The sequence below is a fragment of the Mesorhizobium sp. M0663 genome (assembly GCF_040320585.1).
Classification (GTDB): Bacteria; Pseudomonadota; Alphaproteobacteria; order Rhizobiales; family Rhizobiaceae; genus Mesorhizobium.
On sequence record NZ_JAMYPX010000017.1, the window covers coordinates 75,380 to 101,123 of the forward strand.

Annotated in this window: 28 protein-coding genes; 17 read left to right on the forward strand and 11 right to left on the reverse strand. The window is 60.0% G+C overall.

Translation table 11 applies throughout. The features are described 5' to 3' along the window. Positions 1–175: 175 nt before the first annotated feature. The 9 genes from NKI54_RS24490 to NKI54_RS24530 form a co-directional block, all read right to left on the reverse strand. On the reverse strand, positions 176–1,714 hold the full coding sequence (locus NKI54_RS24490; RefSeq protein WP_352692568.1) for a WD40/YVTN/BNR-like repeat-containing protein: 1,539 nt from the start codon (positions 1,712–1,714) through the stop codon (positions 176–178). Positions 1,715–2,409: 695 nt separating this feature from the next. After that, positions 2,410–3,072 carry an acyl-homoserine-lactone synthase gene (locus NKI54_RS24495; RefSeq protein ID WP_352692569.1) on the reverse strand — a complete coding sequence of 221 codons (663 nt, stop codon included), beginning with the start codon at positions 3,070–3,072 and terminating at the stop codon, positions 2,410–2,412. Positions 3,073–3,311: 239 nt separating this feature from the next. Further along, positions 3,312–3,809 (reverse strand): hypothetical protein, encoded by a 498-nt coding sequence (locus NKI54_RS24500; protein ID WP_352692570.1) that lies wholly within the window; start codon positions 3,807–3,809, stop codon positions 3,312–3,314. Positions 3,810–3,903: 94 nt separating this feature from the next. Beyond that, positions 3,904–5,373, reverse strand: coding sequence for a tyrosinase family protein (locus NKI54_RS24505; RefSeq protein ID WP_352692571.1), 1,470 nt, complete (start codon positions 5,371–5,373; stop codon positions 3,904–3,906). 55 nt (positions 5,374–5,428) lie between these two features. Further along, positions 5,429–6,055 (reverse strand): hypothetical protein, encoded by a 627-nt coding sequence (locus tag NKI54_RS24510; protein WP_352692572.1) that lies wholly within the window; start codon positions 6,053–6,055, stop codon positions 5,429–5,431. Positions 6,056–6,138: 83 nt separating this feature from the next. Next, on the reverse strand, positions 6,139–6,861 hold the full coding sequence (locus NKI54_RS24515) for a helix-turn-helix transcriptional regulator (RefSeq protein ID WP_352692573.1): 723 nt from the start codon (positions 6,859–6,861) through the stop codon (positions 6,139–6,141). A gap of 323 nt (positions 6,862–7,184) precedes the next feature. After that, complete coding sequence (locus NKI54_RS24520; RefSeq protein WP_352692574.1) at positions 7,185–7,319, reverse strand: YHYH domain-containing protein; 135 nt, start codon at positions 7,317–7,319, stop codon at positions 7,185–7,187. A 315-nt stretch (positions 7,320–7,634) separates the two neighbouring features. Next, the gene (locus NKI54_RS24525; protein ID WP_352692575.1) at positions 7,635–8,036 is read right to left on the reverse strand and encodes a tyrosine-type recombinase/integrase; all 402 of its coding nucleotides are present in this window, start codon (positions 8,034–8,036) and stop codon (positions 7,635–7,637) included. Positions 8,037–8,042: 6 nt separating this feature from the next. Continuing rightward, positions 8,043–8,696 carry a site-specific integrase gene (locus tag NKI54_RS24530; protein WP_352692576.1) on the reverse strand — a complete coding sequence of 218 codons (654 nt, stop codon included), beginning with the start codon at positions 8,694–8,696 and terminating at the stop codon, positions 8,043–8,045. Between the two features lie 414 nt (positions 8,697–9,110). Here NKI54_RS24530 and ubiM point away from each other — a divergent pair, with 414 nt between their 5' ends. Both ubiM and NKI54_RS24540 read left to right on the forward strand, forming a co-directional pair. Further along, positions 9,111–10,292, forward strand: a complete 1,182-nt coding sequence (ubiM, locus tag NKI54_RS24535) for a 5-demethoxyubiquinol-8 5-hydroxylase UbiM (RefSeq protein ID WP_352692604.1) — start codon at positions 9,111–9,113, stop codon at positions 10,290–10,292. A 302-nt stretch (positions 10,293–10,594) separates the two neighbouring features. Further along, positions 10,595–12,502: a putative bifunctional diguanylate cyclase/phosphodiesterase gene (locus tag NKI54_RS24540; protein ID WP_352692577.1), complete on the forward strand. Its 1,908-nt coding sequence runs from the start codon at positions 10,595–10,597 to the stop codon at positions 12,500–12,502. Between the two features lie 95 nt (positions 12,503–12,597). Here the strand turns inward: NKI54_RS24540 and NKI54_RS24545 are convergent, their stop codons facing one another. After that, positions 12,598–12,867, reverse strand: coding sequence for a DNA -binding domain-containing protein (locus tag NKI54_RS24545; RefSeq protein WP_352692578.1), 270 nt, complete (start codon positions 12,865–12,867; stop codon positions 12,598–12,600). A gap of 117 nt (positions 12,868–12,984) precedes the next feature. Between NKI54_RS24545 and NKI54_RS24550 the strand changes: the two genes are divergently transcribed. Then, positions 12,985–13,218 (forward strand): helix-turn-helix domain-containing protein, encoded by a 234-nt coding sequence (locus NKI54_RS24550; protein WP_023679646.1) that lies wholly within the window; start codon positions 12,985–12,987, stop codon positions 13,216–13,218. A 154-nt stretch (positions 13,219–13,372) separates the two neighbouring features. Further along, a complete protein-coding gene (locus NKI54_RS24555; protein WP_352692579.1) occupies positions 13,373–13,750 on the forward strand; it encodes a hypothetical protein in 378 nt (125 codons plus the stop codon). Positions 13,751–13,791: 41 nt separating this feature from the next. Here NKI54_RS24555 and NKI54_RS24560 read toward each other — a convergent pair whose 3' ends face one another. Continuing rightward, positions 13,792–13,974, reverse strand: coding sequence for a hypothetical protein (locus NKI54_RS24560; RefSeq protein WP_352692580.1), 183 nt, complete (start codon positions 13,972–13,974; stop codon positions 13,792–13,794). Positions 13,975–14,318: 344 nt separating this feature from the next. On the opposite strand from NKI54_RS24560, the gene NKI54_RS24565 reads away from it, so the two are divergent. The 13 genes from NKI54_RS24565 to NKI54_RS24625 all read left to right on the forward strand — a co-directional run bounded on the left by NKI54_RS24565 (position 14,319) and on the right by NKI54_RS24625 (position 25,740). Then, positions 14,319–15,281, forward strand: coding sequence for an ArdC family protein (locus NKI54_RS24565; protein WP_352692582.1), 963 nt, complete (start codon positions 14,319–14,321; stop codon positions 15,279–15,281). Next, on the forward strand, positions 15,278–15,481 hold the full coding sequence (locus tag NKI54_RS24570) for a hypothetical protein (protein ID WP_352549568.1): 204 nt from the start codon (positions 15,278–15,280) through the stop codon (positions 15,479–15,481). Before NKI54_RS24565 ends, NKI54_RS24570 begins: the two co-directional genes overlap by 4 nt. Before the next feature lie 14 nt (positions 15,482–15,495). Then, positions 15,496–15,915: a DUF2958 domain-containing protein gene (locus tag NKI54_RS24575; RefSeq protein WP_352692583.1), complete on the forward strand. Its 420-nt coding sequence runs from the start codon at positions 15,496–15,498 to the stop codon at positions 15,913–15,915. 79 nt (positions 15,916–15,994) lie between these two features. Beyond that, a complete protein-coding gene (locus NKI54_RS24580; RefSeq protein WP_352692584.1) occupies positions 15,995–17,716 on the forward strand; it encodes a ParB/RepB/Spo0J family partition protein in 1,722 nt (573 codons plus the stop codon). Between the two features lie 545 nt (positions 17,717–18,261). Then, a complete protein-coding gene (locus NKI54_RS24585; RefSeq protein WP_023672372.1) occupies positions 18,262–18,585 on the forward strand; it encodes a DUF736 domain-containing protein in 324 nt (107 codons plus the stop codon). Between the two features lie 150 nt (positions 18,586–18,735). Further along, positions 18,736–19,005 carry a helix-turn-helix transcriptional regulator gene (locus NKI54_RS24590; protein WP_023800971.1) on the forward strand — a complete coding sequence of 90 codons (270 nt, stop codon included), beginning with the start codon at positions 18,736–18,738 and terminating at the stop codon, positions 19,003–19,005. Then, positions 19,002–19,550, forward strand: a complete 549-nt coding sequence (lepB, locus tag NKI54_RS24595) for a signal peptidase I (protein ID WP_352624432.1) — start codon at positions 19,002–19,004, stop codon at positions 19,548–19,550. Before NKI54_RS24590 ends, lepB begins: the two co-directional genes overlap by 4 nt. A 17-nt stretch (positions 19,551–19,567) precedes the next feature. Next, complete coding sequence (locus NKI54_RS24600) at positions 19,568–20,224, forward strand: lytic transglycosylase domain-containing protein (protein WP_502898246.1); 657 nt, start codon at positions 19,568–19,570, stop codon at positions 20,222–20,224. 186 nt (positions 20,225–20,410) lie between these two features. Further along, on the forward strand, positions 20,411–22,381 hold the full coding sequence (gene rlxS, locus NKI54_RS24605; protein ID WP_352692585.1) for a relaxase/mobilization nuclease RlxS: 1,971 nt from the start codon (positions 20,411–20,413) through the stop codon (positions 22,379–22,381). A gap of 375 nt (positions 22,382–22,756) precedes the next feature. Then, entirely contained in the window at positions 22,757–22,993 is a 237-nt protein-coding gene (locus NKI54_RS24610) for a multiubiquitin domain-containing protein (protein ID WP_023800975.1), read from the forward strand. Further along, entirely contained in the window at positions 22,993–23,370 is a 378-nt protein-coding gene (locus tag NKI54_RS24615) for an E2/UBC family protein (protein ID WP_352692586.1), read from the forward strand. The genes NKI54_RS24610 and NKI54_RS24615 overlap by 1 nt, the downstream gene beginning before the upstream one ends. Further along, positions 23,367–24,722, forward strand: coding sequence for a HesA/MoeB/ThiF family protein (locus tag NKI54_RS24620; protein WP_352692587.1), 1,356 nt, complete (start codon positions 23,367–23,369; stop codon positions 24,720–24,722). Before NKI54_RS24615 ends, NKI54_RS24620 begins: the two co-directional genes overlap by 4 nt. Continuing rightward, positions 24,712–25,740, forward strand: a complete 1,029-nt coding sequence (locus tag NKI54_RS24625) for a hypothetical protein (RefSeq protein ID WP_352692588.1) — start codon at positions 24,712–24,714, stop codon at positions 25,738–25,740. The genes NKI54_RS24620 and NKI54_RS24625 overlap by 11 nt, the downstream gene beginning before the upstream one ends. The last annotated feature ends 4 nt before the right edge of the window (positions 25,741–25,744 follow it).

Here is a 25,744-nt window from a genome sequence, read left to right on the forward strand (position 1 = left end):
CCAGGTGGCCACCGCCGGATATGCCAACTGTCTGCCCGAATGCTGTGCAGTTCGCCGCTGTCGCTACCTCGTGCAAAGAAGGCTGCGCATGTGGCACAGCGTTAGCTTGTCGCCAGCGGAACGTGCGCTCCAGCCGCAATCCAATCTGACAACAGCTGGACGTCCGCCTGCCCGATCACGCCCTGCATGGGCCCGGTTCCAATGATGGCGACCAAAAACATGCTTCTATCCGGCTCGCCCGGAATGATCCAGCCCCACGGACAAGTGCCGCCATCAGATCCAACGGGGAGTCAAACAGCGTCTTCAGCTTCACGGGTTCGCCGCTTTCGTTGGGAAGCACAAGGTCCTCATGCGCGCGTTTGGCGCGAGACGCGAGACGCCTAATTAGATCCTGAACCTGATTACCCAGGTCGTCGGGGGTTGCACGTGCCGGTCGCACCGCCATGCCGGTCGTGGCTTGGCCATCGATGAAAATGCGGTATATAAAATGACCTGTTCCGGCATCCACACCGTCGTCTGTCTTGAAATTCCAAGCGATCGTTCGTGAGCCTGGCTTTGGTGACTGCTCGTTGGCCACAACCTTCACCAATGTCTGGCGCGGATCGAAGACAGTAACAGTGAGCTGCTTCGCACCTTCAGGGATTTGGGCAGCAATATCGAGGCTGTCCCAGGCCAGTGCTATGGGCGGTTCCACGACCACCGGCGCGGCAGCCAAGGCCGCGGCATCCATGTCTAACATACATCGATAGATCGTCCCTCCGGACGCGTATGCGACGATCGGTTCAGTCTTGGTGAAACGAAAGCGGTTGATAAACCGACCCACGCCGTCGGCATCGAACCACGTGGCGCCGCCATCGGTCGTTCCGCTAGTCGTCCCGTCAGGACTACCCGACATGAACCCGTGCCCCCAGCCGCCGACCCACCCCACCTGGTCGTTAAGAAAGCCAATACCCTCCAGTTCAACATTCCGCTGCGGATCGTTGATCGGGATGCGCTTCCAAGTCTGTCCACCGTCCGTGGTCTTCAAAATGGCCGCGGCGGTGTCGTTTTCGAGGGACACGAATCCGACTTGCGTATTGAGGAATTGGATCTTCCAACCCCATTCGCCCGTCGGGAAGTCGATCCCAGAATTCAGGAGTTTGTTTTCCCACGTCTTGCCACCGTCGGAGGTGAACATGACCACTGGCTTCAATTGGTCGTAAGTCGTCCCCCCGTTTCCACCGACCACCCAGCCATGCAGATCGTCGACAAAATAGGTATCGATCAGCAGGTTGGCGTGCGCCGCCATCGAGATCGAATTCCACGTCTGGCCGCCATCGGTCGTATGCATGACCGCTGCCTCACGATTTGGATATTGCGTACCGGAGGCAAAGACCACGCCCTTAGCCGGCGAGGATATCCCACATATCGCGCTAGGCAGCGGCGGCAGCGGATCGGTCATATCGTTCCAGGTCTTGCCATCCTCGGTCTTCCACAGGCGCTGCCGGCGCGTGATTGAGCCCACCCAACCATCGGTCGCGCTGGTGAAGCTCATGCAACGAAGCCACGTGTCGGCGTCGACGGTATGTTGAACCGTCCAAGTCGCACCTGCATCTTCGGTATGCACGATTTGACCCGCACTGTTCACCGCCCAGCCGGTCTCGGGCCCTAGAAACCAAATATCATCGTAGCGTGTCTGGAGCGGAGCGTTCGTTGGACGCCAATTAAAGGCCATCGATCATCCTCCGGGTTGAAAAATCGCAAAATGGCGGATGCAGAAACTGAAAGTTTGCTGCGCAAGGCTTGCCAGCTCTGCGCCGCAGGAGAGGAGCCCGGTGAGCATTTACTGTAGCGTCACCGTGGCAGTGTCGGTCCGCGAAGCTTCCACCGCCGAAGCTGGGAGGACGTTGTTTGTTTTGCTCGTTGTCGTGTAAAATGCAGCGTCCTCGATTTCGACCGCATTTTTGACTGCAGCCTTTCCCCTACGAAGGAAATGGCTAGGGTAGCGGCATACCGTCGTTCAGCGATGCAATGCTCGACGCCACCCCGGGACCATCGGCGATCGACGCGAAGCCAAGCAGTGGCGCCTTGTGCAGGTCGGTAGAGGTTTGGCATTTTATCCTCTGCCGGATGCAACGTGTTTCCGCCGGATGGACATCGCGTCGTCCTACTGGGTGTTTCCACACCACCTTGCTCTGGTCAGGCTTCCATTCCGCCGCTTTGAGCAGAGTTCCCTGTTGGCACGTATCTGCATCGCCACTCACGCTACCGGTTACGGTGCCATAGGTCCCCACTGCCGGTTTTGGGGCCGGCCCCTGCGCAGCCAGAGGCAGTTACCTGCTGGGCCTCGGCGCTAAACGCAAGGCCAACCAACACTGTCGTGCTCAGAACGAATAGAATGGTTTTCATCTTGTCCTCCCAATTCAAAGGTTACGAGGCCGACATCCGCTGAAGGGTCTTGTCCCTGATCGCGAACGGCAATTGTGGACCCCGCCGGACAAGCAGGGATCTGTCGATACGGAGGATGTTCCGCACATTTCTCAAAGCAGTTTCGTTAACTTCAATGTACGCGACGATGTAGAATTCGCCGTTTTGCTCCCTGGCCATTCCCATCGGGGTTACACGCCATTTGAGTGCCCCGTGATGCGGCATGAAATACGTTTCTTGGACGCCGCCCACAGCAGCGAGCCCTTCGTCGAGCGCATATTCCATAACGGCGCAGCAAAGCTGTGTGAGCGTGCCTCGTAGCCCACCGGTGCGCTTGTCTGGAACCACAAAGGTCCGTGTCCATTCGGCCCAATCCGTGCGCCTGGGAACGCCTCCTATTTCGCACATATCGGAAAAAACCTCCGATACCATGTGCGGCTCGCTTGTTGGGATCAGCCGAGCCGAGGTCACCACGCGGTCATCCTCGATCCCCAGCAAATATGTCGCTGCATCCGTATCGAATTGATCTAGCTCGCGACCATCTGGGCTCGGAGGGCGCCAATGTTTCTGGTGCACAAAAAAATCATGGCGCCGGCGCAAAAACTCGTCGAATTCGTTTTCGTAAAGATGTCTGTTCTGCGCGTTGACGACATGAGCGGCAATCATGCGCAATCCCCCGATCGTTGTCTGGGGATAGTTGCAGCGCGCCTAAAATACGTCACCTGTCCGATCGGACAGTTGACTCAATCGGTACGCGTTACAGCCGGGCGCAGGGCGAGTCCTCGCCTCTCACGTCACCGCAGGCACAAGAATTGGGCAGGTAGCGCCTTGGATCCCGTGACTCGAGAGCTGTCACCCGGAAGGCAGCCAGCTCGATATTTCATGCAATCACGGCGCTGTGCGTCTCAGGTCAGAACGTCAACGGAAAGGATCTCTATTGCCGAATTGATTGGGGCGGATCTGTCATCTGACAAGACCATCGCGACGATGGCAGCGTTCGGCGGATTAGGAAATTTCCAAGCTGGCAAAGAGAGAAACACTTCCTGCGTTTCGCCCACGATCAGCGGTTTATAGAACGCCGACCCAGATGCATTCGGCGAGACCGCATCCGTTGTAATGCGAACATCAGAAACCGGCTTGTCTGTTAGTTGCACCTGGAGCAGCAACTGCTCTTCTGGATCGACCCTAAGTGGCCGGAAGCTGACCTTTATCGTGATTACCCCCGACGTCAGGACTTTTGCCTCAACCCCCCTCAAAGGAACTACAACTGCACGCCGATCGGTTGCGATGTTCGGTCCCAAGAAATCAACGCCATCCACAGTTGACTCGGAGACCTGCTGGCAAGCGGCCAAGTTTGTCGGAGCCCCCAAAAGGACGGCTGCAGACGATATCAACGCCATCATTCCAATGGCTCGACCATTGATCCAAGAACTCAAGGCATCTTGGCATTTCGACCGCAGCTCCATAGCTCTTTACGCCCTATAATTTGGGCTGAAATCAGGCCGATAGGATCGTAACACCCTTGAACGGGATACGGACGTCCGCGGGAACACCCTCAGCAATAGGAACAGCCATCAATTGGACTTTGAAGCCGTTCTCGGCCAGACGGCCTTGCGATCCGACACTCCGCAGGGCTTCAGTCAAGTCGATGTAGACATTTCTTCCGCCGCCGTGATGCGCGTGCGCGCCGCCGGGCCCGAAAAAGCTGAAGACACCTGCGCAAAGCTTGTCGTCAGTTGGCGTTTCAGGTGAGAGATAGGGACAATTCACGAACACCCCTACGGTCATATCGGTGTTTTGAGGAACCTCAACGCCTTCTATGCGTGCAATGATGCGGCTCGGCTCGATTGCTTTAAGGGACGTTTCGGGTGCGTAGAAGACTCGCACATCTGATAGAACTTTGACCAAATCGTTTACCTTCACATCGACTGCTCTTTCGATGTTTGGCAGCGCGGGACCTGAAGAGGCACCCGACCCTATGGACATGGGAATGGTCAGATTGAGCTTCGAGAGCAACGCGTCTCCGCCCGCATCGAACTTCTGTAGATCGAGCTTCGCAGAAATTTGTTCGATCACCGCCGGCTCTATCGTATCGTAAATGTAGTCAAACGATCCAAGCGACAGCGCGCCCTTCGATGTCGTATCGCTGACTGGCTTGCCATCTGCGTCATAAAAGCTGTCGGGATATGTGTTGTTCGGATCCCCAGAAGTATTTCCAACAGCCTGCCATTCGGCCCAAATGCGATCGATATTGCAATGGTGGAGCCAAAATATGGGGTCAAGGGGAGACATTCCGTTCCCCATGTGGCCCTTTGCACCGTGGAGAGATCCCACAGCCACATGAGTGTTGTTGTGCGGTTGCCCCTCGAGCAGGCCGGTGAATATCTCGAAGTCGGGCTGACCGCGAATACCGTCCAAAGTGGATTTCAGGAACGAATTAGCAAACTGAGGGATCGACGTCATGGTCTGCCCCCTGGCGATCCCGCGTGCGCCGACAGTGGTTACTTTGCCTGGTCCCCAATTGTCGGATTGCTCGTTCGATTGATCGCTCCAGTGGACCACATTGAGTTGCGAAATGTCGAAGAAGGTATCTGGAACTTTGCTATTGCTCTCCTCCCAATCCCAATACGCCAGCGCAAAATCCGGCTTGCCAATCAGCTTTGCACAAATGTGCTCAAAGAACGAAAGATACCATCGATGCCAGTGCGTAAAATCAGTAACGCCATGCGTGCAGTGGCGTATGTGGATCAGCGCCTGATTTCGCCAGTTGCGTTGGTCGCTCACGGGCAATTGGTGCATCGCCTCGATGGCTTGCGCATAGTCAGAAAAGAAGGGATCGGTAGGCGCCATGGTAGAGGCATTGCGGCGGACGCGAGCCGCTGCTGACCAAGCTGGTCGATAGCGGAGAATTGCCGGCGCCGCTACACCAACTGCCGCGGCCGCCAGGAAACTGCGACGAGTGAGCATTTGTGACCCCTTCCCTTGATTGCTGCGGATGTAGCGAATTCATGTCGATTGGTCGTCACTGTTGGACTGCTATGAACGACGCTACATAGCCCGCAGGCGCACCATTGTGCGGCTTGGCTCTTATGACGCTCCCGACCAGAGCGGGAACCTGTCCCACCCCTTGCGGCCAGGTATGCGCCAAGTATCCGAAGTAATCATATTCCCAATCTTGGGTGGCTGTGCCGGCCCGCCCCATTCCGACGATTTGAACCGTCAGGGGCGCGCCGGATGCAGCTGGTTGGACGCTTCCATGGAGATCCAGGCCACCGCCGCTCCAGTCGATTGTTCCCCTGAGTGTGTTGTCAGCGGCAACGTCAAACGTAAAAGTAGCCTCCGCGAAAAAGAGGCCAAGAGCCGTCTGGTCATTGTCGGTTACGAGATTCTTGTTGTTGTGGAAGCTGCGGTATGTCCATTTTCCTGTGATGTCCTGAGGCGAATTCGGCGCTGCGGCCAGTCCGCCAATTCCGATGCCCACGCTCATCAAAAGCGCCAACACGAAGCGCCAAAATCGAACGCGCTCTGAGGTGGCGCGCCGCGCACAAGAAAGCCAGCGTTTGCGACGCACGCGATAGTCGCCTCGTCGTTGCACGATGTTTTTGGAGAGATGGTCTTCGCGACTGTTGACGACGTGAGCGGCAATCATAGCGCGTCCCCCGGCTGGTCTTTACCAATCATTCGCAGCCGGCCTCAAGTCCGTCACCTGTCCGATCGGACAGTTGACTCAAATTAGGGATGAATCATGCGCCTGCGCACCGCCTCAACGATTGCTTGCGTAGTCGTGGCGACACCGAAAGCCTCGCGAGCTCTTGTGGCGTGCCATTTGACAGTTCGCTCTGCCAGACCAAGAATTTGGGATGTTTCGGATGAGGTTTTGCCGGCGGCGGCCCATAATAGCACCTCCTTCTCGCGCTCGGTCAGGAGCCCTTCATCGACCTCGTCAACATTCGATATTGCTTGGATTGTCATACCGGCGTAGACCGCCATGGTGACCAGCTGTACCTCCTCCCGCGGCGAGAGAGAGCAGACCTTCGCTGAAGAGGCAAACGACAGCACTGATTGCCAATGGTGGACACTTAGCATCGGCACGGCAAAACCACTCGAAATGCCAAACTCAGTGGCCTCACCCGCAACATGCCGCGACGCCTTTGACTCGGACCACTTCGCTGGGACGTCGGCCCAAAGAAATGGCTTCAAGGTCTTTGCGGAATAGATGCAAACTCCATCAACTGCCGCGTATTCAGCTTCTACGTACCGCTCAAACCAGCCCTTGGGCCACCCATTGAGCTCAACCATGGGGGCAAGTTTCTGCCCACCAAGCGGAACGCCGCTCAGGATGAGGTGCTCGAATCCGAGATTTCGCACTGTTTGGAGCAAGTCAGTCAGAAGGGGGCCAGGCGCGGTGTGCGTTCTGCAACGCTCAACGAATTCGAACACATCCGAGTCGATCATCGACGCCACCCGCCTGCTCTGCGACGCAGCCAAGCTAATTTAGCTGACGCAAACATACTATTAGTGACGGGCGTTTCTCTAGCAACTATTTAATCGTTTAACAGTAGCGACTGTGTTATTTCCAAGTGGTTCGCCAGCTGGTAGCGGGTACCTTTGTCAATCGCGCCGTTTGGCAGCGCGTGCACCGATGTCACGGGCGAGATCGTGACGAGCCTTTTCGAATTCGCATCTGCAATCCCCTCAGGAAGGCGACAACCATTGCAGATCGCCGCGCGCGTGCGCACACACGCCCCGCCCGTGTGAATCACACAGTCGGCCGGAAACTAGTGGCAGTGATACTCGCCAGTCTTGTGGTTTGTATGGCACCCGTTGGCATCAGTGCCACCGCCGTGTGCAAGGCCGTTGGTTGCAAAAGTCAATGTAAAAGCCCCGAACGCAGCCCAAATCGCTATTTTCATTATGCTTTCCCCAAGTAATTTTGACAAAAAACCACTATTGCCGCGCCGGCACAACTGTATGTTTTGGAAATGGAACGCAAGCAGATCAGGGGGTCCGAATTGTTTTCCGTGTCTGTGAGCAAAAACTGGCCAGCATCCGGGGAAGATTGCGTGCAAGCCCGTTCGCGGGCAAATTCGACAACAAAATTCAAAGGGTGCATGATCTGGTTAGGTGTCGGGGGATATCTTCATGCGTTGGCGTGTGTATTTTGCCGTTTTTAGCCAATGCGTTCAGTCGATCGTACGCGATTGCGGACTGATACCGCCCTCAGTCAACTATGTAGCCTTCGCCGCTTGGATAGCGCGAAGCATTTCCGGCTTGAGGTGCGTATAGCGCCGCAACATCTTCCAATCCTTGTGCCCTGTGACCAGCGCTACCTGTTCAATTGTGAACCCAGCTTCGAAAAGGCGGCTCGTTCCTTCGTGCCGCAAATCGTGAAAATGAAGGTCGCGTATGTCCAGGTCAGCGCACCCTCGACGGAATGCGGTGCCGACTGACCTATGATTGAATGGGAAAATTCGATCATCGTCATTGCTTCGCTTGGCCAGCTGATCCTCGACGATGGCCCAGGCGTCGTATCCAGTTGCCGCGAATAGGGGTATGCGCTGATTGTTCCCGTTTTTGTTTCGCGGGTCTTTCCGGTCACGGATTAGAAGCATCCGCGTGCGAGTGACCATGTCGGACTACCGCGCCTTACAGATCTCCTCTTGACTCATCGCAGTTGCGACTGCGAAACGTATGATCTGGCTAACCGGTGCGATCTGACGAGGGTTTGCATCGAAGTAAGCGATAAGCCTGTCGAGTTCATCTTGGGTTGGCCGCCTGTCGCGCTGATGACCTTTCCCAACGAGACCAAGCCTCTTTAGGGCAATACGCGCGAGATCAACCGGTTCGACCTTGACTGGCAGACCGTGCACCGCAGCGGCATGAGCCAGAATGAGCTTTACAAAGCCGATGTCGATACCGAGAGTCATCGGTCCGGCACCTTGGGCGGCTCGATCACGACCAAAGCGAATGAGCCGTTCTCGATCGAGGGCCGCGATGCTGCACTTCCCAAGATGCCTTCGCAGCATATCGAGGGCTGCAGCCTTGGAGCGGAGAGGGGACTTGCCTACATCGCACATGTCGTCGATATGAAGGTCGATGAGTTGGCAGAAAGTTTTTAGTCGCGCTACACGGGACTTGCTCGGTGCCTCACCACGATCGATTTGGCGCTCGGCATCGGTTGCCCACCGCCGTGCATCGTCCCGACGCAGGAAGGTCTCGCTGACGTATCGACCCTTGCGACGGATTTGGACACGCCAGGAGCCGGACGAGAGTTTCGTATAGGTGGCCAATTTCGTGTGCGCTCCGTGTGCACTGAGGGATCGAAAGGTGGCGAAAAGGGTCGTATTCTGTCGTAAATTCGTGTGCCCTCGGCAGGGTCTAACGATTTGATGTTAAGAAAAAATGCTGAAAAATCAAGATCATAGACTAGCCGTGGCACCCATGATGTCCTGACCAGACCATGGCGTGGCGATCGAGCAGTCGACCGTGAACCCGCCTTGCCGCCTTTGTTGAGCCTGGTTGATCCACATCAGGGTTATCTCTTCATTGGCATGGTTTCATCGACCAATCTTTCAAAGGCAAACGCATGTCTAACGGACAGGTCGCGTGAGACGCTGGGGGAGATGGCCGCAAACCGTGGATCGATTGCGATGCGTTCCAGAGCCCTTCGTATCGCAGATAGCCGAGGCAATGGCGGCACGCTGATGGCCGGCTCTGTCGATACATTCGACATCATTGTCGTCGGAGCCGGGCCGGTCGGACTTTCCTTCGCCGCGTCGCTTGCCCAGAGCCGACTCAAGGTGGCAGTGGTTGAACGGCAGTCGCTCGAAACCCTGGCGAATCCGGCTTTCGACGGTCGCGAGATCGCGCTGACCCACGCATCGGTTGGAATTCTTCGAGAGCTCGGCGCCTGGGATATCATCCCCGCTTCGGACAAATCACCGCTACAAGGCGCGCGCGTGCTCAACGGATCGAGCCCTTTCGCCCTGTGCTTCGATTCTCCCAGCGGATCTGGGGAACCACTCGGAATTCTGGTCCCAAATTGTCGGATCCGCGACGCCCTGTTCAAGCTTGTCCACTTCCAGGATCATGCCCAGCTGCTGTGCGGCCGCTCGGTCGTCAATGCAAGAACCAGCCACAAAGAAGCAGTCATAACGCTCTGTGATGGCAGGCAATTGGCCGCTCGGCTGCTCGTTGCAGCGGATTCGCGTTTGTCCGCGACGCGCGACCTCCTCGGCATTGGCGCCGCGATCAATCGGCTTGGCAACTCCATGCTGATTTGCCGGGTGAGGCACGAGCGCGCCCATCACCAGATCGCGGTCGAATGGTTCGATCACCATCAGACGATAGCGATGTTGCCGCTCATGGAAGGCGTGTCGTCGCTGCTTCTCACTTTGCGCTCAAGCGAGGCCGACAGACTGCTTGCTCTCGACGACGATTTGTTCCTCATGGAATTGACGAGCCGGTGTCGAGGACGCCTCGGAGAGATGACCTTGGCAAGCACCCGCCATGCCTATCCGCTGGTCACGACCTGGGCGCACAAGTTCTGGGCTCCGAGTGCGGCACTGATCGGCGATGCTGCCCTCGGCATGCACCCGGTGACCGCGCATGGCTTCAACATCGGCCTCAGTGGCCAGAAGCAACTCGCCGATGGAATCCTGGCGGCATGTCGCGAGCGCCGCGACATTGCTGATCCCGACATGCTCGGCAGATACGAAAGCCGGCTGCGTCTGTCGGCGGCACCGCTCTATCATGCTACGAATGTACTTGTCGCTCTCTACTCAGGCGAGCACCCGGCGGCACGGCTTGCAAGACATGCGGGGCTTCGCTTTGCCCAATATCTTCCCTTTATCCGCCATGGCATTTCGGCCATGCTCAGGCGGTGAATCGCAGGCAGCGCTGCCGCTCTGGAACGCTATCTCGGCCCGGCTTCCTTTTGTCTCGCCGGGCGCGTTTGATGCCGTTCGTAAGGCTGCTTCCATGGTGACGTTGCCGATCCTGGGATGGTTCGGATCAAGGCATAGCACGGTCAAGATCTCTATGGTCAGCCGGCAATCCTAACAGCAGACGTGCGACCCGGAGCCATGGTGAGCGCACTGGTTACCCCGGCTGGATAGTTAACCCGTCCTTCAGTGGGCTTGCGTAAGCTTGTCGTCGCGAACAACGATGGGAGCAAGCCGGTCCGTCCATGGCCCCGAAGAATGAAGACACGCTGGAGGCCAAAATCCGTCAGGATCAGCTTGCTGACCTGAGGACCGGCCTCTTCGTGTCGATGCCGATAAGCGCTATCGTGTCAGGCCTGATTTTGACGGTGCACGCCCTTTCTGGCAGCGGCTTTGTCGCTGCAATCTGGTTCCTGGTCGTCAATGCGATAAATGCCGCCCGCGTTGCACTCGCGCGTTATCAGCTAAAGGAAACGGGGCGCCATGACGGTTTAGTGGGGGTTTTGCCGCGGCTTCGCTGGTTTGGCATCCTTGCCCTTCTGGCAGGGTTTGCCTGGTCCTTCCTGGCCGTCCTGACTGTTGGATACACGACACCTCAAGCACCGCTGCATCTGGTCATTCTGGCGGGCATTTCAGCTGGTGCGGTTACATACGGCAGTTCGTATGCCGCGGCGGCGATCAACTTCATAACACCTCCGCTCCTCATCGCGGTGGGATGCCTTTTGGCGAAAGGCAATTTTGAAGACTACATTCTGGCTTTTACCGTTCTGCTCTTCATGGGCGGCTTGGTTCGAGCTTCGTTTGTTGGGCAAGCACGGTTCCGCGAAGCGAGCCGCCTGAGGCATGAGGCCGAGCGGCTTGCGGCGGAGATGAAGGCCAGTTCCAGGCAGGACCACCTGACGGCCCTTCTCAACAGGCGTGGCCTCGAACACGCTATCGGACGGTTCGAGACCGCGGATAGCCCCTTCGTGGCAATGCTGATTGATCTGGACGGGTTCAAATCCGTCAACGATACCTACGGTCACAGGACCGGTGATGAACTGCTTGTGAGGATCGCCCGCCGCATAGAGGAGGAAGCACCGGAAGGCTCAACGCTCGCTCGTATCGGCGGCGATGAATTCGTGCTGTTTTTTCCCTCAACGAGGGTTTCGCTTTCTGCCAGTGATCTCGCCTCCAATATCATAGCCAAAATTGCCCGACCCTATATCGAGGTCGCGTCCGTCCGTGTCGGGGCATCGATAGGAATATACTTGGCGCAGACGCCGGGCCTGACGGAAATGTTGTTGCGGGCGGATATCGCCCTTTATACGGCCAAGCGTCGTGGCAGGAACGAATTTTGCCTGTTCGATGCCGAACTCGACAGGGAACTGCAACGCCGCCAGTCTGTCGAACGGGACCTTCATTCGGCGATAAAGACGAGAAGCTTGCAACCTTGGTTCCAGCCGATCGTGAAACTCGACACCGAGGCCGTGGTCGGTTTTGAAGCCTTGCTGAGGTGGTCCCATCCGACTCATGGTGCCATCTCTCCACCCGAAATCATCACAGCTGCACGCGAAACCGGAATGCTTCAGCTGCTGACGCAAACCGTATTCGCCGACTGTTGTGCTTTTATCGACGGTTTGGTGAAAGCTGACTGTCGTGATCTCCGTGTGGCGATGAATGTTTCGCCGCGCGAACTGGAAGCCGGCGATATCGACGACATGGTTTTGGATGGTCTGGCGGCAAAAGGCCTCCCTGCAACGATGTTCGAAATCGAGATTACCGAAGAATCCCCGGTGGACCCGGACAGAGTGGATGAAAAGCTCGGACGGCTTTCACATGCCGGCATTTCCATCGCGCTCGATGACTTCGGCACCGGCTTTTCCACGTTGGCATCGCTCAAGGACAGTCGGATACGCAAGGTGAAAATAGACCAGGGCTTCATTCGCGGCTTGGCCAGGTCCCGAGAGGACCGACTGCTTGTCAAATCGGTCATCGATCTCGGTAACATGCTCGGGATCGAGGTCATGGCCGAGGGCGTCGAAACAGAGGCGGATCGGCAAACCCTGCACAAGCTTGGCTGCCGAACCGCTCAAGGCTTCCTGTTCTCCAAGGCTGTGCCTCTGAGCCAAGCACTAGAAATGGCAGTCAAACAGCACGCGAACCAGTTGTGACCGCTCCCGCCGCGCCGTCTCTCGCGGCCGTGCGCTCATGAATGGCGGGTATCTGAACTTCCTTATTTGAAGAGCATGACTATCCGTGCTGTGCGTCAGCCGGCGAACAGTTCCTTGTAGCCAGTCGTCACCATCCAGTTCGCCCGGTCGATATGGCTGCGAAGAGCCTTGCGGGCGCGGACCGGTTCAAGGGACGGGTCGATGCCGAGAATGAGATCGGCCATCTCCTCTTCGCTGGCGTTGTCGGCGCAGGCATCCAGGATCCGCAGGTAGATCGTGAAATGCTCCCTGTCGTAGCTCGTGAGGTTCTCCGACCAGGGGACTTCGTCACACAGAGTTGAGCTTCGAGTCTCATCTGTTCCCATTGATCGATTCATGCGTGCGAACCTCGCCTGTTGAGCGCCCGCAGCATATCCCAAAATGGGATAATCCGAAACCGGGATTAGTCGCTGATCCGGTCTTTACCCGACCGGTTCGCCTACATGCCCAAGTCTCTTCGATCGCCCCGCCACCAGCGGTTTCTGGCCCAGCTGGTTTCCCTGCGCAAGGCCAAAGGCCTGACTCAGGCGCAGGTGGCCGAGAAGCTTGATCGTCCCCAATCCTTCGTGGCCAAGTACGAGGGTGGAGAGCGGCGTCTCGACGTCATCGAGTTTCTCGACTTAACTGCGGCGCTTGACGCTGATCCGTGCGAGATTCTGTCCAGCCTGCGGTCCTAGCGGGCGCCCGCGCGCCTAACGGCTCGCGCCGGTGCCGTGAACCGAGCGCGCTTTTCTTCGGCAAGCTGCCATTCCGCTGCGGGTGGGTCTTTACCATGTCATGCCGATATAGGATGATAATCCTAGGTGGGGCGATTCCTCAACGGAGATCGCAATGGCTAGGACCAAACTTTCCAAGCAGCTTTCACAGGCTGAAATCGAGCGCTTTCTGGCGGAGGCGGAACGGCTGCACAAGAGCATCGTCCAGCCGCTTCTATCACCTACCAGCAACCATTACCTGGCTCTCCAACGCACCCATGAAGCGCTGTTAAAGACGGTGAAGGATATCACGGGTAAGGATGCCGTTCATTCAATGGTTCGGAACAGGACCGGTGAATTAGACCCGACTTGTAGACTCCAGGCTGCAAACGTCGCATTCTCTCTTCGGAGGGACGGGGCGTGGGCAACCGTCGCTATCAAGACAACTCCTGGCTGGCTTTCTTGCCTCGAATTGACCCTGCCGCTGTCGGCTGCAACATCGAAGCCAATATAAGCTACAAAACGGGCGAGCGCGTCTATTATGATCCAGGAATATTACTGGGACACGCGCCTCAACCTGTTGAAAGGCGAGCGCTGGTTGTGTTCGGAGGAAGCCGCGCGCACGGCGGCGATGTCGTCGAGTTTCTCGACGTAATTGCGGCGCTTGACGATGATCCGTGCGAAAAATCTGTCCAGCCTGCCGTCCGGGCGGGCGCCCGCGCGCCTGACGACGCGCACCAGGTGCTCGTGAACCGAGCCCGCTTTTCTTCGGCAAGCTCAGGCGGTCTCGGCCATTCGGCTTCGCCCCTTGGCGCGGGCAGCCCTTCGGGCTGAGACGGCCGCCGCCCTTGCGGGCGGCGCGGTTTGTCTGTTGGCCTTTCCCGGTGGCGCGGGGTGGGCGGCACTCCCTTCTAGGCCCGCCGCGGCAGCCCGCAACCCTTCGCGTGCCGCTCAGGGTCCTCCTCTTCGTTCCGGTCCTTCGGATGCGGTCCGCCTACCACGGCGGGCCTTTCCGGTCGCGACTCGCCGCCCACCCCGCTTCCGGGGAAAGGCGCGGCGATTGGCGAGCTGAGGATGAGACGATGCATGCAAACAGCAAGCGTTGTGCCAGCACAGAGGCTGGCGCAGGTAAGGGCGGGCGCCCCGGCGCCAGCCTTTATCAGGAGATCACCGACCGTATCATTGCCGAGCTGGAGCGCGGCACCGTGCCATGGGTCAAGCCATGGGGCACCGCAAAGGCAGGCCTTGGCCTGCCGAGGAATGCATCCTCTGGGCGCACCTATTCCGGAATCAATATCCTCATCCTGTGGGGCGCGGTCATCGAGCGCAGCTATCCCAGCCAGAACTGGCTCACCTTCCGGCAGGCGCTCGTCCTTGGCGGCAATGTCAGGAAGGGCGAGCGCGGCACGACCATCGTGCATGCCGACCGCTTTGTCCCCAAGGACGAGAAGGAGCGCGCACGCCAGGAGGGCGATGAACCACAGGCCGTGCCTTTTTTGAAGCGCTTCACCGTCTTCAATGTCGCGCAGTGTGATAATCTTCCGGAAGACCTCTATGCCGCCGCCGAGCCGCTGCCTCAGTGCGAGATCGTGCCGCAGGCCGAGACGCTCATTCGCGCCAGCGGTGCGGATTTCAGGGTCGGCGGCGATCGCGCTTTCTACATGCCGGGCAGCGACCACATTCAGGTGCCGCCGCAGCCGGCGTTCCATCACCAGATCGACTATTACCGGACCTGCTTTCACGAGCTTGGCCACTGGACCGGCCACCGGACGCGGCTTGCTCGCGACCTCTCCGGCTCGTTCGGCTCCAAGGCTTACGCGCGTGAAGAATTGGTCGCCGAAATCACTGCCGCCTTCGTCTGCAGCGAGCTCGGTATCGAGCCGACCGTGCGTCATGCCGACTACATCGGCTCATGGCTAAAGGTGCTGCGCGAGGACAACCGCGCGATCTTCCGTGCCGCCAGTCTTGCCTCCAAGGCCGCCGATCTCCTGTTTGGCCTTCAGGCCGATGCCGAAGGCGAGGCGCAGGAAGGGATTGCGGCATGACGATGCGCGATCCTCAACTGACCGCGAGCGAGCCGACGCCGCAAGGCGAGCAGATGCTCATTCCCGGTGTCCGGCCGATCACCACGCGCGATCGGCTCACCCTCCTCATGGACGCGCCGATGTGTCCGCGCGCGGCGCAAAAGCCGCTCGATATCGGCCTCTTCGATGAAGCCAGCAGAAATCAACTCGACCTGTTCTGACAAGGAGTCTTTCCATGATCCTGATCACCGATCCACTGCGCGCACGACTGCTCGCCAATAGCGCCGCCGACGCCGACATCGACCATTTTCCCGTTGTGAAACTGTTTAATCCGACAGGTGCCGCGACGTGGCTTCTGAGCGAACTCGACGCCGATGGCGACACGCTGTTCGGCCTTTGCGATCTCGGCTTCGGCTTCCCCGAACTCGGCAGCGTCAGTCTGGCCGAGCTTGCATCCGTAAAAGGTCCGCTTGGCCTCGGCATAGAGCGCGACCTGCATTTCCAGGCGCGCTTTCCGCTCTCCGTCTATGCCGAAGCCGCCCGTATTTGCCGCCACATCACCGAGGCCGAGCGACTTCTGCGGCAGGCAGCAGACGCCCTTTCAAAGCCCCATTCCGAGCTTCCGTCCGACACGGCGGAACAGCAGCGCCGATAGGCGCAAAAACCGGTCCCGCCGCGCCGGCCTTCGGCCTCTGCGGCGGGGGCAACCTTAACCAAAGCGAAGGAGAGTAGTCATGCAGCTTGCCCACATCCCCTTGGATCAACTCAACATTTCCGCGCTCAACATGCGCCATGGAAAACGCGCGCCCGACATATCCGACATCCTGCCCTCCGTGCGTGCGCGCGGCGTGCTGGTGCCTCTCCTTGTGCGGCCCAATGGCCAGCCGGAAACCTTCGAGATCGTCGCCGGCAGGCGGCGCTATTTCGCCGCCAAATCGCTTGCCGACGAGCGCGGCGAAGGCGATCCCTTGCCCTGCGCCATCATGGAGGACGGTGACGACGCCGATGCGCTGGAAGCCTCGCTGATCGAAAACCTCGCCCGCCTCGATCCTGACGAAGTATCGCAATGGGAGACGTTTTCGCGGCTCGTCAGGCAAGGCCGCACCGTTCCGGACATCGCTGCGACCTTCGGCATCACTGACCTGAAGGTCAAACGCATTCTGGCGCTTGGCTACCTCTTGCCCAAAATCCGCGAAGCCTATCGGCGCGAGGAGATCGACGCCGAGACGGTGCGCCATCTCACCATGGCGTCCAAGGCGCAGCAGAAGGACTGGCTGGCACTCTGTGCCGATCCCGATCAATACGCGCCGCGTGGCTTTCAATTGAAGCAATGGCTGTTCGGCGGCCAGTCGATTCCCACCAAGGTGGCGCTGTTTGCCATCGACGAATATCCCGGCCTGATCACCTCGGACCTGTTCGGCGAGGACAGCTATTTCGCCGATGCCGACCTGTTCTGGCAAAAGCAGAACGAAGCGATTGCCGCCAGACGCGCCACCTATCTCAACGACGGCTGGGGCGAGGTGGTGCTGCTGGAACCGGGCCGGTATTTCCACCCATGGGACCACGAGAAGACCCCGAAGAAGAAGGGCGGCAAGGTCTTCATCGCGGTCACGTATCGCGGCGAGGTCGAGTGTCACGAGGGCTGGCTGTCACACAAGCAAGTCCGCCGCGCCCGCGAGGGCGGTGAGCAAGAAGAAACAGCCGCCAAGCCGCCGCGCCCCGAACTCACCGGCCCGATGCAGAACTATGTCGATCTGCATCGCCATGCCGCCGTGCGTGCGGCCATGCTCGACCATCCCGCCGTGGCGCTGCGCCTCGTGGTGGCGCACGCCATCACCGGTTCCGGCTTGTGGCAGGTGCGCCGTGAGCCACAGCGCGCAGCCAACGAGACGGTGACTGCCAGCCTTGCCGGCTGCAAGGCTGAGGCTGCATTCGGCAAAAAGCGGCGCGAAGTGTTGGCCCTGCTCGGATCACCGGCTGAGGATGGCGTGGTCGCCGGCGGCAATGGCGACGCCTTTGCTATCGCCGGCGTGTTCGCGCGCCTCTTGGCGCTGTGCGACGACGATGTCATGCGCGTTCTCACCCTTGTCATGGCCGAGACGTCTGCAGCCGGCAGCACCGTCATCGAGGCGCTCGGCAACCATCTGAACGTCGATATGGGCACATGGTGGCAACCGGACGATGCCTTCTTCGACCTCTTGCGCGACAAGGAAATCGCCAATTCGATGCTGGCCGAGGTCGGCGGCAAGCTGGTCGCGGACGGCAATGTCGCCGAGAAGGTCAAGACGCAAAAGAAGATCATCCGCGACTTCCTGGCGGGCGAGAATGGCCGCCTCAGGGTCGAGACCTGGCTGCCGCGCTGGATGAAATTCCCCGCCGAAAGCTACACCAGTCGCGGCGGTTTCCGCACCGCCGATCAGTGGGCACAAGTGCAGCCGCTGTTCGCGCGCGAATAGTCGATCAGGGCCCGAGCGGCGGTTCTCTCGAGTGCCGCAGCTCAGGTCGCGCGCGCCGCTCCGGGCCGCGCCGGCTGCCGATTGCTCGTCTTGTCGAGTCAGTGCCGCGCGCGAGAAATCCCGACGCCAATTCGCCCCCGTTTCGGCAGCCCTGCACCACGCCGGGTTGCTTGCCGAGGCGCCAGGCGCATGGGTCCAATTGTCCGATCGGGTTGCCGACAGAGCCCGCGCAGCCGGCGCCCTGTAATGCCGCCTGCTCGTTGTGCCGCCGATCGCGCCACCTGTCTCCATGTGTCTCAGGGACCATTCCCCTGCGGCTGGCTTGACGACCTATGGGCGGATCCGGCCCGCCCGAAACCCTCGCCAGCAGCTTTTTTCCCCGCCGCCTGCGGCGGCTTCCTCGCGCCGCTTCACTTCAAAAAAGCTGCCCGCTCGGGTCCTCCGCTATCGCTGCGGCCGTCCCGGTTCCGGCGGTCCGGACGCGCCCATCACGGTCCGCCATCGCAGGGGAATGGTCCCCTACGAGCACCAAAAGGAGACTAAAAATGACCGCGATCGGATACGTCACCAAACAGGAAAACGGCGGCTACAAGGGCCAGCTCAAGACGCTCAGCGTCCGCGCCGACATCGACATCGTGCCCAATCAGGCAAAGAGCGCCGACACCCATCCCGACTTTCGGGTGCTGACGCAAGGGGTCGAAGTAGGGGCCGGCTGGATCCGCACCGGCGAGACCTCCGGCAAGGACTATGTGAGCCTGTCGATTGCCGCCCCGGAGTTCGGTCCGCGCAAGCTCTACGCCAATCTCGGCCGCGCCGCCGGCCAGGATGACGACGACACATACGCCATCATCTGGAACCCGGTCGACTGAACCGCCAGCCTCGAGCCCCGCGCCGCAACCGGCGCGGGGCTCTTTCGGGAGGGGGCGGCGAAAACTCGCCCCCCACTCTTCGCCCGTCCCCGAAACGATCTCGCTCGCCGATCCTCGCCTTCGCTTGTCCGTAACGAAACGAGGACCATCATGGACGACGAAAACGAACGCGCGGCCCGCGCGAAGAAGGGCAGTCCGTTTCTCAACACCGCGCAGGCCGCCTTCTATATCGGGCTGTCCCAGCGCACGCTGGAGAAGATGCGGCTCAAAGGCGGTGGCCCGCAATTCCGCAAGCACGGCCGCTATGTTCGGTATCACATCGACGAGCTCGACGACTGGTCGAAGGGGCGCGCGCAGGAGACCAGGCCCGAGGATGGCGGGCACGATTCCGGCTCGGCCGGTGAGGGAGGCCGCTCATGAGCCGGCGTCCCACTATCCGTTTGATCGGCAGCCATCTGCAACGCATTCGGGCGCGCAAGACGATCGCCGTGGCCAGTATAGGCCTCAGCCTGATCGGCTTCGCCGCTTTCGACAACCCATCGCCCTGGCTGGTCTGGAACGCCTCGGCCAGTGCGCCGGTCGGCCTTTATCGCGTCGCGTCCGGATCACCGGCTCGGGGCGACCTCGTGCTCGTCCGCCCGCCAAAACCGGTCGCCGATCTCGCCGCCGAACGCTTCTATCTGCCCAGCAACGTGCCGCTGGTCAAGCGCCTTGCCGCGCTGCCTGGCGAGCATGTCTGCGCCTTCGGCGACGCCATCATCATCGGCGGCGAAATTGTCGCGCGCCGGCTGGCAACCGACACGCAGCACCGTCCGCTGCCTTGGTGGAATGCCTGCCGCAAGCTCGCCGCCGCCGAGGTTTTCCTGCTCGGCAACGATAGAAACCGCTCCTTCGACAGCCGCTATTTCGGGCCGGTGCCGGCCGAAAATATTGTCGGGAGGCTGGTGCCGCTATGGACCGAGTAACCCTCCTGATGCTGGGCATGGTCGCGATAGCGCCATGCGCATGTTCCGCCGCGACCGACGCTCAGCCGGCCGCCATCTCCCGTGGTCCGCAGCTGGCAAGATGGCAGCCCTTGGTAGCCGAAGCAAGCCGGCGTTTCAGCATTCCACAGCCCTGGATTTATGCCGTCATGGATGCCGAAAGCCGGGGGCAGACAATGCTGGACGGACGGCCGATCGCCTCACACGCCGGCGCCATTGGCCTCATGCAGGTGATGCCCGGCACCTACGAGGAGATGCGCGCAGAGCTTGGCCTGGGGGCCGATCCGCACGACCCTCGCGACAACATTCTGGCAGGCACTGCCTATCTGCGCGCCATGTATGACCGCTTCGGCTTTCCCGGCCTGTTTGCCGCCTATAACGCTGGGCCGGACCGCTACGAACAGCATTTGCAGCGTGGGCGACCGCTGCCCAGCGAGACGGTTTCGTATCTGGAAGAGCTCAAGGCTGCGGGGATTTCGGCCGCCGACATGGACGCGTTCACCGGCAAATCCCGTTCCGGAAAAGCGCCGGAAATCCCGTCCGGGCAGTCGCTGTTTTTCCTGCGAAACGGTGTTTCCGCGACCGATCCGAATGGCCAAATTGTGGTGCCGCTCGGATCGGAGCGAGCAAGGTCAGGCCGGCCGGATCGCAGGTGAGGGCAGGGGGTACCGTGGGTCGGGCGGGGCAGGGATGCAGGTCCGCGGAAGGCAAGATAAAAGCATCGCCTCCTGGAGGCGGCGAAGTCTTTGTCTGCACATCGTTTTTCACGGAGGCTGCCTTCAGCGTCAGGAGAGCTGCTGCCGACAAACCTCTGATTTTGCTTAAGATTACTAGGAGGCTCAATGCAGGATGAAGAGTTCAAGCCGAGCCTGGGCAAAATCGGATCGCGCGGCTCGAAGGCAGGCAAGCGTTTCGCCGGCCAGATCCGCGCCGCGATCAACCGAGCCGGCGGCGGCAGCGGTCGCCGTGGCCGCTTCATCGGAAGCCGGGCGGGGCGCGGCGGGGCTGCTGCCGCCGTTCTCAGAGCGCGCGACCGCCACGCGGCGTTTCGGCAGCGGCGCGCCGTCGTCAAGGCGCGTATCGTCAAGCTGGCCGGCAAGGGTGTTGACGGGGCACGTGCACACCTTCGCTACCTCCAGCGCGACGGCGTCACCCGGGAAGGGGAGCATGGCGAGCTCTATAGCGCCGACAGCGACCGCGTCGATGGCAAGGCCTTTATCGATCGTGCCGATGGCGACCGGCATCAGTTCCGCTTCATCGTCGCCCCTGAAGACGGCATCGAGTATGATGACCTGAAGCCGCTCACGCGGCGTCTCATGGCGCAGATGGAAGAAGACCTCGGCACCAGGCTCGACTGGGTGGCCGTCGATCATTTCAACACTGGTCATCCGCATACCCATATTATCGTCCGCGGCAGGGACGACCGCGGCGAAAACCTCGTCATCGCGCGGGACTACATCTCGTCTGGAATCCGTGAACGGGCGGCCGAGCTGGTCAGCCTCGACCTTGGCCCGAGAACGGACCGCGAGATCGAGCAACGCCTGCGCCAGGAAATGGAGCGGGAACGCTTCACCAGCATCGATCGGCAGCTGCTCCGCATGCGCGACCATGAGGGGCATGTCTCATCGGCCAGCCGAGACACGTTTCGCCAGACGCTGCACCAGGGCCGCCTGCGCAAGCTCGAGCGGATGGGTCTGGCTGAGGAAGTCGGCTCGGGCCGCTGGCGCCTTGATGGCGAGCTTGAAGCGACGCTGCGCCGCATCGGCGAGCGGGGCGACATCATCAAGACCATGCACCGCGAACTGACCGGCAAGGGGCTCGCCCGCAGTGCCGCCGACTATGTTGTCCATGATCGATCTGCAGAGCAGATGCAGCCTGTCGTCGGCCGCATCGTTGCGCGCGGCCTGGCCGACGAAATCAATGACCGCCATTACCTCGTCGTCGACGGCGTGGACGGCAAAAGCCACTATGTCGATATCGGCAAAGGCGAGGCCACCCAACCGGCGCCAGAGGGCTGCATAGTGCGGGTCACGCCGAGGGACGCCGGGCCAAGGCAAGTCGACCGCACAATTGCCGAGATCGCCACGGCCCATGACGGGCGCTACAGCATCGATATCCATCTCAAGCATGACCCGTCGGCCACCGAACGCTTTGCCGAAACGCACGTGCGGCGACTGGAGGCGATCCGCCGGGCGACCGGTGGTGTCAAGCGCGAGCCGGACGGTACATGGACTATCGCGCCGGACCATCTCGACCGCGTCGCGGGCTACGAGCGTCAGCGAGCGAGGGCCGAGCCGGTTGTCGTCGACAAGCTCTCATCAATGCTGCTGGAGAGCCAAGTCAGCTTCGACGGCGCCACCTGGCTCGATCGAGAGCTGGTTTCCGACACACCGGAGGCCTTGCACAGCTCTGGTTTCGGCCGCGATGTCCGAGAGGCGCAAGGCCGCCGACGGCAGTGGCTGATTGCGCAAGGTCTTGCTCGGGAAGAGCAGGATCGGGTCATCTATCGCGCGAACATGCTTTCGATGCTGCGCCAACGCGAGTTGAACCGCGTGGCCGGCCAGTTGTCGAACGAACTCGGTCTGCCCTATTCTGAAGCCCAGAGTGGAGATCGAATAGAAGGCACGCTCCGCCGCTCCGTCGAGCTCGCCGGCGGAAAATACGCTGTCATCGAGAAATCGCGCGAGTTCACGCTGGTGCCATGGCGGCCGGTGCTTGAGCATCATATCGGCAAGGAGGTTTCCGGCGTCGTGCGTGCAGAGGGGATTTCATGGACGATCGGACGGGAAAGGAGCGGGCCTGGCGTTTCGTGAAGGCCGCAGCGGCACCAAATACGCTGGTCAAACATAACTAAGGCGACCGCCCGCAGACGCACGATCGCCCATCGCGTGTGATACGATCGCGGTCCCTTGTTGAACTCGAGAGGGCCGGGCGCAAGGAAGCCTCGCAGGCGTGCGAATGCCGGACCGGATTTGAATGCCGTGGCAGCATCATTCTCAACGAAATGAGGGTGAAAAAATGTGGCGCTGTTCCTACATAGCAGGTGTCGATGCGGGGTGCTCGTCGGCGGTGGGGGATCTTGATTCCGCCTTCTGCGATCACTCCTTTCACGATAAAAGCGAGGCAGCGGCTCTGATTCTCTTTGAATGCCGAGGCTGCTCTTTCGGGTTCCTTTTGCAGAGGGAACAATGGCCAAAGAAGATCATCCGAAATTTTCCATCAATATTGATGGGGTCCATATCGAAGCGACAAGCGAAAGCATGACCGGTGCGGAGCTGAAGCAGCTCGCCGCCAAGGACCAGCAATATCAGTTGTTCCTCGAGGGGCACGGCCATGATGCCGATCGGCAGATTGGGGACAATGAGGCTGTTACGCTCAAGAACGGAATGCACTTCTACACTGTTCCTCCGGCGACGTTTGGCTAATGTCGATCCTCGAACGTCACTTCCAGGATATCAGCAAAAAGCACCCTAACGCGACCCTTGAGCTCCAGTCCGGAGGTACGGCAGTGGTCAGCATGCCGGCTGTGCAACTTCCAAAGGGCTGGAACCGCGCCGAGGTTGGCATAAAGTTCGTGGTGCCTGCGGGCTATCCGCAGGCTGCGCCCGATTGCTTCTGGGCCGAGCCGGCGCTCGCCCTCGAACACGGTGGAACCCCACAAAACACAGGGCAACAGGCCACCCCGGGAGTTCCCTCGGAGTGGCTGTGGTTTTCCTGGCATTCGTCTACCTGGAAGCCCAACAGCGACAATCTGCTTACCTATTTGAATGTGATCCGGCGGCGGCTGGGCGAGGCGCGATGAACCGTCTGATGTTCCGGGGTGGAGAATGGACGGCTCTTCGAGATGACCTTATCGCGCCTGCCCCCCTTGAATCTGCTGCTGCGTTGATCGTTGGCGGTGGTCGTTTCGAAGGCGGGATGAGGTTGATCGTTAGAGAGATCATTCGCCCGGCTCCGGACGACTATATCGCCCGCAGCCCGATAGAAGTCTCATTGACTCCCATGTTCCTGTCGCGCGTGCGCAAACGCGCGCGTCTGGAGCGAGCGGGCGTAATTCTTGCGCATTCGCATCCTGTGCAACGCAGACTGGCGTTCTCATCGGTCGACGACGCAGCGCAGCAACTCTTGGCTCCGGTGCTGCATTTTCGGTGCCCGCAAGGGCCGCATGGATTCCTGATCGCCGGGCCGACGGGATTTCGTGGCCGCCTCTTCGATATCAAAGGCGAGACCACATTCACCATCGATCGGATTCAGGAAATCGGGCGCAGTGTTCGATCTTACCCAACTGAGACTGACGCGGAAGATCCGGCCCCATTGCCGGAAGTGTTCGACCGCAATGTGCGAGCATTCGGCGCCGCAGGGCAGCGAATCCTCAACGATCTCACCGTGGCGGTCGTCGGCGTAGGCGGCACCGGTTCAGTGGTCGTCGAGGAACTCGCCCGGCTGGGCGTTGGTCGGCTGCACTTGATTGATCCTGAACAGGTCGAGCGAACCAACCTCAACCGATTGATGGGGGCCGAGCAGAAGGACGTTGACCGACCAAAGGTCGCAGTGGCCTCCGAAGCGTCGCAACGCGCGAAACGCGACATTGAGGTTATGACCTTACCGGAATCCGTTATTGACGAGCCCGTGGCCAGGACGTTGCTCGACGGCGATTTTGTCATGTGTTGCACGGATTCGCACGGCAGCCGCGCCGTCCTCAATCAGATCGCCTATCAGTATCGTTTGCCAATGATCGACGTTGGAGTGCGCATCGACGCCCGGGAGGGTGTCGTCGCCGCGATGTCGACTAGGGTCCAAATGCTTGCCGAGTCGCTGGCCTGCCTTAACTGCCATTCCCTTCTCGATCCCGCCGCAGTGAGACGCGATCTTCTCGCCGATTCACGCTCCGATCCGTATTTCGTCGGCCATTTCGAGCCGCAGCCGGCCGTGATCTCCCTTAACGCAGCAACCTCTTCCATGGCCGTCTCGATGTTCCTTTCGGCAGTGACCGGGTTCCCTGGGGAGGCGCGGCATCTTATTGGGCGGCCCATTGAAGGATCGGTGCGGCCTGTCAGTTCAAGGTCAGATCCGACCTGCGTTGTATGTGCTCAGGACAATGCCCTGGCCAAAGGAGACAGTTGGCCCATGATTTGGCGCCAACATGAAAGCTGAAGAGCGCACGACCGTTTTGGTTGACGGAGGTACCGTGAACCCGACGCCTTTCTCCGCCCGCCAACTTGCCGTGAAGCCGCTCGTGTCGCTTTCTGATCTTGATGACGGAGGCGCCCGGGCGTTGATCGTGCTGGCCGGTGCCCTTCCGTCGGACGAGGGCCGATTGGATTTGGTCAAGCGTCTTCGACGCCTCGCCGCTTCGTCCGCACAGCGCGGCATACTCGTCATTGTCGTTACGAAACGGGGCGAGGAAGCGATTGGACAGGCGGTGGCGCGTTCAGGCGCAGGCGTGTTGGCGCAGTGGCAAGAGCATACTGGTGTCGTGCTGCGGCAGCTCGCAGTGCTTCCAGACTCTGACTGGGATAACATTGCCGAGACCTGCGCACGATGCCGGTGCGGCCCTTCCCTGAACAGCAGCCTGGCGATCCGCGACAAAAATGGGAATGAGCTGCCGACGCCTCTGCTACCCGAACTGAAGCTTCTGTTCCGTCGCGCGTTTCACGACTACTCGGGCATCCTTATTTCCGAGGAGAATGGTGGCAAATCTTCTTCGTCCGTCTGGAAGGTCGAGACGGAAGGCCTGGAGCAGCACACACCTTTCATCGTCAAGTCAGGCCCCGCGGCGGTGATGGAAGAACACATTAACACGTACAGGGACGTGGTCGCTGACCGCGTGCCATATCGCGGATGCGCCCCTTTGTGCCTGGATCGTTGCGTTGTGGGATCTGAGCACCAGCTTGCGGTCTCCCGCTTCGTCGAGAATGCCGTCCGCCTGGACAAGGTTGTGATCAACCGCGATGTGAAAGAGGTCATCCAGGCGATCTATCGAACTGTGTTGGGTCGTTGGCGAAAAGACCCCGAAAGAAAGAGACTAGACCTTCTGCAGGAGTTTCTACCTGCGGCACGGCATGACGCATATCTAAAAGGCCTTGAGCGCACCTACGACAAATTGACCAAGGACAGCTACGCTGGCGCTTCCACGAAGCTTTTTTGTTCGTCTCGCTGGACTGCAGGCTGAGGAG

What these genes read in the sequence shown, in the direction of transcription:
- NKI54_RS24490 (WP_352692568.1), bottom strand. Translation starts at nt 1,714, where the DNA reads ATGGCCTTTAATTGGCGTCCAACGAACGCTCCGCTCCAGACACGCTAC.
- NKI54_RS24495 (WP_352692569.1), bottom strand. Translation starts at nt 3,072, where the DNA reads ATGATTGCCGCTCATGTCGTCAACGCGCAGAACAGACATCTTTACGAA.
- NKI54_RS24500 (WP_352692570.1), bottom strand. Translation starts at nt 3,809, where the DNA reads ATGATGGCGTTGATATCGTCTGCAGCCGTCCTTTTGGGGGCTCCGACA.
- NKI54_RS24505 (WP_352692571.1), bottom strand. Translation starts at nt 5,373, where the DNA reads ATGCTCACTCGTCGCAGTTTCCTGGCGGCCGCGGCAGTTGGTGTAGCG.
- NKI54_RS24510 (WP_352692572.1), bottom strand. Translation starts at nt 6,055, where the DNA reads ATGATTGCCGCTCACGTCGTCAACAGTCGCGAAGACCATCTCTCCAAA.
- NKI54_RS24515 (WP_352692573.1), bottom strand. Translation starts at nt 6,861, where the DNA reads ATGATCGACTCGGATGTGTTCGAATTCGTTGAGCGTTGCAGAACGCAC.
- NKI54_RS24520 (WP_352692574.1), bottom strand. Translation starts at nt 7,319, where the DNA reads ATGAAAATAGCGATTTGGGCTGCGTTCGGGGCTTTTACATTGACTTTT.
- NKI54_RS24525 (WP_352692575.1), bottom strand. Translation starts at nt 8,036, where the DNA reads ATGGTCACTCGCACGCGGATGCTTCTAATCCGTGACCGGAAAGACCCG.
- ubiM (WP_352692604.1), top strand. Translation starts at nt 9,111, where the DNA reads ATGGCCGGCTCTGTCGATACATTCGACATCATTGTCGTCGGAGCCGGG.
- NKI54_RS24540 (WP_352692577.1), top strand. Translation starts at nt 10,595, where the DNA reads ATGGCCCCGAAGAATGAAGACACGCTGGAGGCCAAAATCCGTCAGGAT.
- NKI54_RS24545 (WP_352692578.1), bottom strand. Translation starts at nt 12,867, where the DNA reads ATGGGAACAGATGAGACTCGAAGCTCAACTCTGTGTGACGAAGTCCCC.
- NKI54_RS24550 (WP_023679646.1), top strand. Translation starts at nt 12,985, where the DNA reads ATGCCCAAGTCTCTTCGATCGCCCCGCCACCAGCGGTTTCTGGCCCAG.
- NKI54_RS24555 (WP_352692579.1), top strand. Translation starts at nt 13,373, where the DNA reads ATGGCTAGGACCAAACTTTCCAAGCAGCTTTCACAGGCTGAAATCGAG.
- NKI54_RS24565 (WP_352692582.1), top strand. Translation starts at nt 14,319, where the DNA reads ATGCATGCAAACAGCAAGCGTTGTGCCAGCACAGAGGCTGGCGCAGGT.
- NKI54_RS24570 (WP_352549568.1), top strand. Translation starts at nt 15,278, where the DNA reads ATGACGATGCGCGATCCTCAACTGACCGCGAGCGAGCCGACGCCGCAA.
- NKI54_RS24575 (WP_352692583.1), top strand. Translation starts at nt 15,496, where the DNA reads ATGATCCTGATCACCGATCCACTGCGCGCACGACTGCTCGCCAATAGC.
- NKI54_RS24580 (WP_352692584.1), top strand. Translation starts at nt 15,995, where the DNA reads ATGCAGCTTGCCCACATCCCCTTGGATCAACTCAACATTTCCGCGCTC.
- NKI54_RS24585 (WP_023672372.1), top strand. Translation starts at nt 18,262, where the DNA reads ATGACCGCGATCGGATACGTCACCAAACAGGAAAACGGCGGCTACAAG.
- NKI54_RS24590 (WP_023800971.1), top strand. Translation starts at nt 18,736, where the DNA reads ATGGACGACGAAAACGAACGCGCGGCCCGCGCGAAGAAGGGCAGTCCG.
- lepB (WP_352624432.1), top strand. Translation starts at nt 19,002, where the DNA reads ATGAGCCGGCGTCCCACTATCCGTTTGATCGGCAGCCATCTGCAACGC.
- NKI54_RS24600 (WP_502898246.1), top strand. Translation starts at nt 19,568, where the DNA reads ATGGTCGCGATAGCGCCATGCGCATGTTCCGCCGCGACCGACGCTCAG.
- rlxS (WP_352692585.1), top strand. Translation starts at nt 20,411, where the DNA reads ATGCAGGATGAAGAGTTCAAGCCGAGCCTGGGCAAAATCGGATCGCGC.
- NKI54_RS24610 (WP_023800975.1), top strand. Translation starts at nt 22,757, where the DNA reads ATGGCCAAAGAAGATCATCCGAAATTTTCCATCAATATTGATGGGGTC.
- NKI54_RS24615 (WP_352692586.1), top strand. Translation starts at nt 22,993, where the DNA reads ATGTCGATCCTCGAACGTCACTTCCAGGATATCAGCAAAAAGCACCCT.
- NKI54_RS24620 (WP_352692587.1), top strand. Translation starts at nt 23,367, where the DNA reads ATGAACCGTCTGATGTTCCGGGGTGGAGAATGGACGGCTCTTCGAGAT.
- NKI54_RS24625 (WP_352692588.1), top strand. Translation starts at nt 24,712, where the DNA reads ATGAAAGCTGAAGAGCGCACGACCGTTTTGGTTGACGGAGGTACCGTG.